A 7,904-nucleotide genomic window follows, 5' to 3' on the forward strand; every position below is an offset into this window, starting at 1 on the left:
GTGTCCGCCGGGGCCTGGACGGGGACCTCGGCGGACACCGCCGACGCCGTCGACACGACCCCCGGCGGACTGCCCCGGCGCCGCAGCAGACGCGGCGAGCCGGCCCGGCACCAGCCGGCCGGACGCCCCGAGCCCACCGAGGACACCGCCGTCCTCGCCGTCCCGCCGGACGCCTCCTTCGCCGGCCTGGCCGCCTTCGCCACCGCCGGACGCCCGCCCGGCGAGGACGACGGCCCGGCCGCCGACCGCGCACCCACCGCCGGACGCGAGTCCGCAGAGCACCGCACTGAAGAGAGCGACTAGTCCACATGACGCAACAGGGAACCGACGTGAGCTGGGCGCTCCGCGATCTGGTGGAGAGCATCCCGGAGATCCGCTTCGCCCTCGTGGCCTCCAGCGACGGCAAGGCCATCACCTCCTACGGCGCCGAAGACCCCGACGACGTCGACCGTTTCGCGGCCGTGGTGGCCGGCCTGCAGGCCCTCGCCCAGCCGGTCGCCGAGCAGTTCCCCAAGTACGCGGGGAACCTGCGCCTGGCGATGATCGAGGTCGACGGCGGGCACCTCTTCGTCGTCCGCGCGGGCGTCGAGACGTATCTCGGCGTGCTCGCCCGCGAGGGCCTCGACCAGGGCCTGCTCGGCCACCAGATGAGGGACCTGGCCCGCAGGATGGGTGAACTCCTCGGCACCACTCCGCGCCTGGAGGAGCACTCTGGATGAGTGCTCCCCGCCGGCCGACCGATCCGTCCGGTCTCGAGCGTTACTACGTCCTCACCAAGGGACGTAGCGGACCGGGCGGTTCGGCGTCGAGCCTCGACGTGGCGACCCTCATCGTCTCCCGCGCCGCCCCGGCGCCGGGCACGCAGCACGAGTACGCGGAGATCCTGCGGCGCTGCCGCGATCCGCTGTCGGTGGCCGAGCTCGGCGCCCATCTGGGGCTGCCCTTCAACATTCTCGCGGTGCTCCTCGCGGACCTGCTCCAGGCAGGCCACGTCGAAGCCCGTGATCCCATCCCGGCGCACGACGCCGGTCGCGGGCCCGACCTCGCGCTCCTGGAGGAGGTACTCAGTGGACTTGAAAGGCTTTGACCGGCCCGGCGCCCCGGCGTCCGGGGACACCCGCTCGGTGAAGGTGATGATCGCCGGCGGGTTCGGCACCGGGAAGACCACCCTGGTCCGGTCGGTCAGCGACATCAAGCCGCTCACCACCGAGGAGACCCTGACCCAGGCCAGCGCCGGCGACGACCACCTGATCGGCGTCGCCGAGAAGACGGAGACCACCGTCAGCCTGGACTTCGGCAAGATCAGCCTCAACGACAGCCTGATGCTGTACCTGTTCGGCACCCCGGGCCAGGAGCGGTTCTGGTTCCTGTGGAACGGCCTGTTCAAGGGTGCGCTCGGCGCGGTCGTCCTGGTGGACACCCGCCGGCTCGCCTCCAGCTTCCGGGCGATCGAGGAGATGGAGCGGCAGAACGTGCCCTTCGTCGTCGCCCTGAACGTCTTCCCCGACTCCCGGCAGTTCCCCGTGGAGGAGATCAGGGACGCCCTCGACATCCCGCCGCACATCCCGATCGTGGCCTGCGACGCCCGCGACCGGGCCTCCAGCCGGGACGTGCTGGTCGCCCTCATACGCCACCTGAAGGACAGCTCCGCCGCCGCCCTGGAGTCCCGATGAACGACCAGACGTTAAGCGATCCCGGAACCCCGCGCGGCTGCCCCTTCGGACACGGCGGGGGCGACCTCACCCGGCTGTACGGGCCGGAGGCCGCGACCGACCCGGCCGGGATCTACGAACGGCTGCGCAAGGAGCACGGCCCCGTCGCGCCGGTCCTCCTGGAGGGCGACATCCCCGCCTGGCTGGTGCTCGGCTACCGCGACAACCGCCGGGTGCTGGACACCCCGTGGCAGTTCAGCCGGGACGCCCGGATCTGGCGGGACTGGCGGGAGGGCCGGGTCGCGGAGACCTCGCCGCTGGTGCCGATGCTGGCCTGGCGGCCCGACTGCGTCTCCCAGGACGGCGAACCGCACCGCAGGCTGCGCGGCGCCGTCACGGACGGCCTCCAGGCCGCCGCCGCGCGCGGCATCCGGCGGCACGTCACCCACTTCGCCAACAAGCAGATCGACGCGTTCGCCGGAACCGGGCGGGCCGACCTGGTGGCGGACTACGCCGAGTACCTGCCGATGCTCGTGCTGACCCGGATCCTCGGGCTGGCCGAGGGGGAGGGGCGGCGGCTGGTGGAGTCGTGCGCCCAGGTGCTCAAGGGCGGCGAGGAGGCGGTGGCGCACAACGAGCGGATCATGGAGATCCTCGGCGAACTCGCCGAGCGCAAGCGGTCCGAGCCCGGCTCCGACTTCACCACCGCCCTCCTGGAGCACCCGGCCGCGCTCGACGAGGACGAGGTGATCAGCCATCTGCGGCTGGTGCTGATCGCCGCGCACACCACGACCAGCAATCTCCTGGCCCGGGTGCTGCAGCTGGTGCTCACCGACGTCGACCGGCTCGCCGGCCTGATCAGCGGTCAGCTGAACATCTCCGCGGTGGTGGAGGAAGTCATGTGGAACACGCCGCCGCTCGCGGTCATGCCGGGGCGGTTCGCGGCGGCCGACCTGGAGCTGGGCGGCCACCACATCGCCGAGGGCGATCTGCTGGTGCTGGGCCTCGCGGCCGGAAACCTGGACCCGGAGATCCGGCCGGACGCCGGGGTCTCCGTACAGGGCAACCAGTCGCACCTGGCGTACAGCTCCGGTCCGCACGAGTGCCCCGGGCAGAACATCGGCCAGGCCATCATCGAGACCGGGGTCGATGTGCTGCTGCACCGGCTGCCGGGGCTGCGGCTGGCGGTTCCCGCGGAGGAGCTGACCGCCACGGCCTCCACCTGGGAGTCCCGGCTGGACAGCCTGCCGGTCGAGTTCGCCGTGTAGCGGGCGGAACCGTTCCGGGCCGTCCGCCCGGTATGGCCATACGAGGGGTGTGCCCGGCCGGGCACACCCCTCGGCCCGGTCAGACGGTCAGCAGGTCGTCCACCGAGCCGCGCCCGGCCAGCTCGGCCGTGGCCACCGGGCCCTCCTTGGCCGCGGCGTACCGGCCGGTGGTCAGTGCCCACTCATAGTTGCCGTTGATCCAGTGCTGGACGGCCTCGACACCCATCCGCACCCGCGCGCGCTCCTCCGTGTCGAGCCCCAGCTCGTCGCACATCCGCGGGACGCGGGCCTCCAGCTCCAGGTACTCCGCCAGGCACTCGCTGGTCAGGCGGTACGCCTCGGCGGCGGCCGTCTCCCACGAGCAGCCGCGCTCCCGGTGCAGGACGGCTATCAGGTTGTGGCCGTCGCCGCGGCGCCGCTCGCGCTCGAAGGAGTGGATGTCGTTCATGAACCCGATGGTGTCGGCGGCCAGGTCCCGCATTCTCTCCATCAGCGGATGAGCCATCACCTGCGGGGGCACCTCGAAGCGGCGGCTGCGCTCACCGGCGTCGATGCTGTGATGGATGCCGACCGTACGGCGCCGGAAACCGGCGTACGCCGGCAGGCCCAGGGTTCCCGCGCGCCCCTGCGCGGCCAGGTCGACCTCCTCGCAGTGGGCGACCAGGAACCGGCCCCAGGACGCGGCGAAGCGCGACTGCCATGTCAAGGACATGCCATCCGAGAGCTGTTCCCAGACCTGGGCCCACGCCACGGTGATCGGGCAGACCACCCGCGGCCGGCTGCCCGCCGGGCGCAGCGGGGTCACGATCAGCTCCCGCGCCACTTCGGCCACCCGGTCCGCCCGGTCCGGCCGGCCGGCGTCGAACTGGTCGTCGAACAGGAAGGCCAGGGAGAACCAGTTCATCAGCATGACCAGGTCCTCCGCCGAGGCGCAGGGATAGGTGCGGGCCGCGGCCTGCGCGAGGTCCCACGACTGGTACTCCTCGAACCCGGCCTGGCTGCGCACCAGCCCCATCTCCCACACCCAGCGCAGATGGCGCTCGCGGGCGTACTCCAGATGCGGGCTGACCGGGGTGTCGAAGGGGAGGTCGAACCGGACGTCCTGAGGCATGCGCTTCCTTTCGGGACACGAACCGCAGAGTCCCCCCACCCCTGCGAACGAGCGGTCATGCGACCGCCCGCACACTCGAACAGACCCTCCCGGATCGAAAGTTGAACCGAGAAGCGGTACGAGGCTGCCCTGAGCCTAAATGATCTACACCGGGCCCGTTGGTGATCTCCGTTACTGCTCGGGCCCGTTGAGCGCGCTACCCTCCGCCGACTGAATCCGCCCCGCCGGGATATCCGCACAAGAAGGCGCGGGGCGGCCCGCTCCGCACCCGGAACCCCTGCGGAGGACACATGCCACTGGTCAAGGCGGGCGTCGTGGTGCTCGACTGTGCCGAACCCGAGCGGCTCGCCGCGTTCTACAAGGAACTGCTGGAGGCGGAGGAGACCGAGGCCACCGCCAACCGCGTCGAGATCCGAAGCCCCGACGGCACCCGGCTCGCGTTCCGCCGCGACATGAACGCGACCCCGCCGAGCTGGCCGCGCCCCGAGAACTCCCTCCAGGCGCACCTGGAGTTCGTCGTCGACGACCTCGACGCGGCGGAACGCCGGGTCGTCACCCTCGGCGGCCGGCCCACCGAAGCGTCGGACCCCACGGGCCCCTCGGAGTACCGCGGCTGCACCGACCCGGCGGGACACTCGTTCACCCTGCGCCGCACCACCCCGTCGGCTCCCAAGCAAGGCTGAACCCGGGCCCGGGGGCCCGGGTTCACGCGTGCGCGACGAACCGTCAGTCCCGGCCGCCCGGGGACGCCGCCGGCCACACGCCCGTCTTGCGGGCGATGGCCTTCGCCCCGGCGCGGTCGACCGCGCTGCGCACCGTCGCGAAGATGGCGCCCTGGACCGCGGCGGCGAGCAGGATCTCGCCCCAGCCGCGGTCCGGGTCCAGCGCGTCGGGCGCGTCCTCCTCGTTCCGGATCGCCATCCACACCTTGCGGAAGGCGAGGCCCGCCAGGGCGCCGCCCGACCAGCCCAGCAGCCAGCCGACGGGCTGGTAGGCGCCGGGCAGTTTCCGCTTCTTGCTCTTGGCCACGTTGGGTCTCCTCGCTCTCGTGTTCAGGGCCGGCCGGCGGCCGGCACCTCCTCGCCGGGCCGCACCGGCCCCGGCGGTGCGCCGTCCCCGAACGGACGGCCGCCCAGCTCCTCGCGGTGATGGGCCGTCAGCCAGCCGGACAGGTCCGGCCCGAGCGGCACGATCCCGGTCGGGTTGATACCGGTGTGTACCCGGTAGTAGTGCCGCTTGATGTGGTCGAAGTCGACCGTGTCCCCGAAACCGGGTGTCTGGAACAGATCCCGGGCGTACGCCCACAGCACCGGGAACTCGGTCAGCTTCCGGCGGTTGCACTTGAAGTGGCCGTGGTAGACGGCGTCGAACCGCACCAGCGTGGTGAACAGCCGGATGTCCGCCTCGGTGATCGAGTCGCCGACCAGGTACCGCCGCCGGGCCAGCCGCTCGTTCAGCGCCTCCAGCCGGCGGAAGACATCCGAGCAGGCGGCCTCGTACTCCTCCTGCTCGGTGGCGAAGCCCGCCCGGTACACCCCGTTGTTGACGTCCTCATAGACCTCCGCCATCACCTCGTCGATCTCGTCCCGCAGCCGCTCCGGATACAGATCCGGCGCCCCCTCACGGTGCAGGGACGCCCACTCGGTGACGAAGTCGAGGGTGATCCGCTGATAGTCGTTGGTGACCAGCTTCCCGGTCGGGACGTCGACGATCGCCGGGACGCTGACCCCGCCCGGGTAGTCCGTCTCCCGCCGGTCGTAGGCCTCGCCCAGATAGCGGATGCCGAGCACCGGGTCGCGGCCGTCCGGGTCCAGGGTGAACCGCCAGCTGCGGTCGTCCTGGACAGGGTCCGCGATCGCCAGCGACAGCGAGGCGTCCAGACCCAGCAGCCGCCGGGAGATCACCGCCCGGCTCGCCCACGGACAGGCACGGCTGACCACCAGCCGGTAACGGCCCGCCGCCACCGGCCAGCCGTCCCGGCCGTCCGTGGTGATCCGGTCCGAGAAATGGCTTTTCGACCGCTGGAACGACCTGCGGCCATAGGCGCTGTTCCCGTCGCCCGCGGTGCTCATCGCTGGCTCCTTTCCGCCCGTGGACCTGCCGACGAGTTCCCGGGTTCCCCCGATCACGCCCTCCGCACGGTGTGATCCGCGCCGCCCGGGGCATCCGGCGGGCGTGAGCGGGACATCCTCGAACGCAGACGGGAAGCAGCGGACGGCACCGGACCGCGACGACGGCGCGCCGGAGGAGGAGGGGCACCGGGCCACGAACCGGACGGCGCGGCCGGCCGGGGGCGAGGCCGCGCACCGGGACGCACACGCCGCGGACCGCAGAACCCGCATCACCGTACTGGTGGCGCTCGCGGCCAATCTGGTGATCGCGGTCGCCAAGACCGTCGGCGGCCTGCTCGCGGGCTCCCCGGCCCTGCTCTCCGAGGCCGCGCACTCCGTCGCCGACAGCCTCAACGAGGTCTTCCTCCTCGCCGCGCTGCGCCGCAGCCGCCGGCCCGCCGACCGGCGCCACCCCTTCGGCTACGGCAAGGAACGGTTCTTCTGGTCGCTGCTCGCGGCCGTCGGCATCTTCGTCATGGGCGGCTGCTTCTCCTTCTTCCAGGGCGTCGAGGCGCTCGCCCGCGACACCGAGGAGAGCTTCGGCGGCTACGTCGCCGGCCTGATCGTGCTCGGTGTCGCCCTGCTCGCCGAGGGGGCCTCCCTGCTGCGGGCCCTGCACCAGCTGCGTCGGCACGGCGTCGCCGACGGGCTGCGTGACCCGGCGCTGCGCACGGTCGTCGCCGAGGACGGCACGGCGGTGCTCGGCGTCATCCTCGCCTTCACCGGAATGGCGCTGCACATGGCCACCGGGGACGTGGTGTGGGAGGCGTCCGCGTCGCTCGCCATCGGCACCCTGCTGGTCTACGTGGCCTACCGGCTGGGCCGGGAGGCCCGCGACCAGCTGATCGGGGAGGCCGCCGACCCGGAGGCCAGCGGGCGGATCCGCGCGCTGCTGCGGGCACAGCCGGAGATCGACAGCGTGGAGGCGCTGTTCACCATGAAGACGGGCATCGACTCGCTGCTGGTCGCCGCCCGGGTCGACCTGGTGCCCGGCCTGGACAGCGAGCGGGTGGAGGAGGTCGCCGTCCGCATCAAGCGGTCGATCGGCCACACCGTCCCCGAGGCCCGCCAGATCTTCCTGGACGTGACCGACCGGCGCGCGCAGGAGGCAGTCGAAAGCCCCGCCGCGACGGGGGAGCGCGGCGGGGCCTGACAGGCGGGTGCCCGGCCGGGACCGCTTCATGCCCCCGGGCGCGAGAAACTTCCGACGCCTCGCGGAGCCGCGGGACCGAGCCCCCTCAGTCCACCGGATCCAGCACGAACACCGGGATCTCGCGGTCGGTCTTCTTCTGGTAGTCGGCGTACGGCGGATACGCCGCGACCGCCCGCTCCCACCACGCGGCCTTCTCCGCGCCGGTGACCTCGCGGGCCCTCATGTCCCGCTTGACCGGGCCGTCCTGGAGTTCCACCAGCGGATCGGACTTGACGTTGTGGTACCAGACGGGGTGCTCCGGGGCGCCGCCCAGGGAGGCGACGACCGCGTAGCGGCCCTCGTGCTCGACGCGCATCAGCGGGGTCTTGCGCAGCTTGCCCGTCCGCGCGCCCCGGCTGGTCAGCAGCACGACGGGCAGGCCGGTGTCCCGCAACGTCGTGCCCCGGGTGCCACCGGAACTCTCGTACAGCTCCACCTGCTCGCGCACCCACCGGGTCGGGCTGGGTTCGTACTCGCCTTTCAGCGGCATGTCGTCCGTCCCCTCGTCGAGTCGGTTCGTACCGCTCTGCAACACAGGCACCGGCGCGTTTCATCCCGGCCGCGCGGCCG

At 72.4% G+C, this 7,904-nt stretch carries 10 protein-coding genes and 1 pseudogene; 7 read left to right on the forward strand and 4 right to left on the reverse strand.

Features of this window, described 5'->3' with window-relative positions:
- The 5 genes and pseudogenes from CCN42_RS31235 to CCN42_RS31255 all read left to right on the forward strand — a co-directional run.
- A pseudogene (locus tag CCN42_RS31235) lies at positions 1–303 on the forward strand (ATP-binding protein); the annotation flags it as partial.
- A 5-nt stretch (positions 304–308) separates the two neighbouring features.
- Positions 309–719, forward strand: a complete 411-nt coding sequence (locus CCN42_RS31240) for a roadblock/LC7 domain-containing protein (RefSeq protein WP_086169643.1) — start codon at positions 309–311, stop codon at positions 717–719.
- On the forward strand, positions 716–1,087 hold the full coding sequence (locus CCN42_RS31245) for a DUF742 domain-containing protein (protein WP_086169642.1): 372 nt from the start codon (positions 716–718) through the stop codon (positions 1,085–1,087). The genes CCN42_RS31240 and CCN42_RS31245 overlap by 4 nt, the downstream gene beginning before the upstream one ends.
- Positions 1,068–1,673 (forward strand): GTP-binding protein, encoded by a 606-nt coding sequence (locus CCN42_RS31250; protein WP_086169641.1) that lies wholly within the window; start codon positions 1,068–1,070, stop codon positions 1,671–1,673. Before CCN42_RS31245 ends, CCN42_RS31250 begins: the two co-directional genes overlap by 20 nt.
- Entirely contained in the window at positions 1,670–2,920 is a 1,251-nt protein-coding gene (locus CCN42_RS31255; RefSeq protein WP_086740654.1) for a cytochrome P450, read from the forward strand. Before CCN42_RS31250 ends, CCN42_RS31255 begins: the two co-directional genes overlap by 4 nt.
- 79 nt (positions 2,921–2,999) lie before the next feature.
- Here CCN42_RS31255 and CCN42_RS31260 read toward each other — a convergent pair whose 3' ends face one another.
- Positions 3,000–4,031: a 7-epi-alpha-eudesmol synthase gene (locus tag CCN42_RS31260; protein ID WP_086740655.1), complete on the reverse strand. Its 1,032-nt coding sequence runs from the start codon at positions 4,029–4,031 to the stop codon at positions 3,000–3,002.
- A gap of 290 nt (positions 4,032–4,321) precedes the next feature.
- Between CCN42_RS31260 and CCN42_RS31265 the strand changes: the two genes are divergently transcribed.
- Positions 4,322–4,714 (forward strand): VOC family protein, encoded by a 393-nt coding sequence (locus CCN42_RS31265; protein WP_086740657.1) that lies wholly within the window; start codon positions 4,322–4,324, stop codon positions 4,712–4,714.
- Between the two features lie 43 nt (positions 4,715–4,757).
- Here CCN42_RS31265 and CCN42_RS31270 read toward each other — a convergent pair whose 3' ends face one another.
- Positions 4,758–5,060 carry a DUF4235 domain-containing protein gene (locus CCN42_RS31270; RefSeq protein ID WP_086740659.1) on the reverse strand — a complete coding sequence of 101 codons (303 nt, stop codon included), beginning with the start codon at positions 5,058–5,060 and terminating at the stop codon, positions 4,758–4,760.
- 23 nt (positions 5,061–5,083) lie between these two features.
- Entirely contained in the window at positions 5,084–6,103 is a 1,020-nt protein-coding gene (locus CCN42_RS31275; protein ID WP_086740660.1) for a glutathione S-transferase family protein, read from the reverse strand.
- Positions 6,104–6,371: 268 nt separating this feature from the next.
- Here CCN42_RS31275 and CCN42_RS31280 point away from each other — a divergent pair, with 268 nt between their 5' ends.
- On the forward strand, positions 6,372–7,295 hold the full coding sequence (locus CCN42_RS31280) for a cation diffusion facilitator family transporter (RefSeq protein ID WP_245877549.1): 924 nt from the start codon (positions 6,372–6,374) through the stop codon (positions 7,293–7,295).
- Between the two features lie 85 nt (positions 7,296–7,380).
- Here the strand turns inward: CCN42_RS31280 and CCN42_RS31285 are convergent, their stop codons facing one another.
- Complete coding sequence (locus tag CCN42_RS31285; RefSeq protein WP_086740663.1) at positions 7,381–7,824, reverse strand: nitroreductase family deazaflavin-dependent oxidoreductase; 444 nt, start codon at positions 7,822–7,824, stop codon at positions 7,381–7,383.
- Positions 7,825–7,904 lie beyond the last annotated feature (80 nt).

The organism is Streptomyces glaucescens (assembly GCF_002154375.1).
GTDB classification, from domain to species: Bacteria; Actinomycetota; Actinomycetes; order Streptomycetales; family Streptomycetaceae; genus Streptomyces; species Streptomyces glaucescens.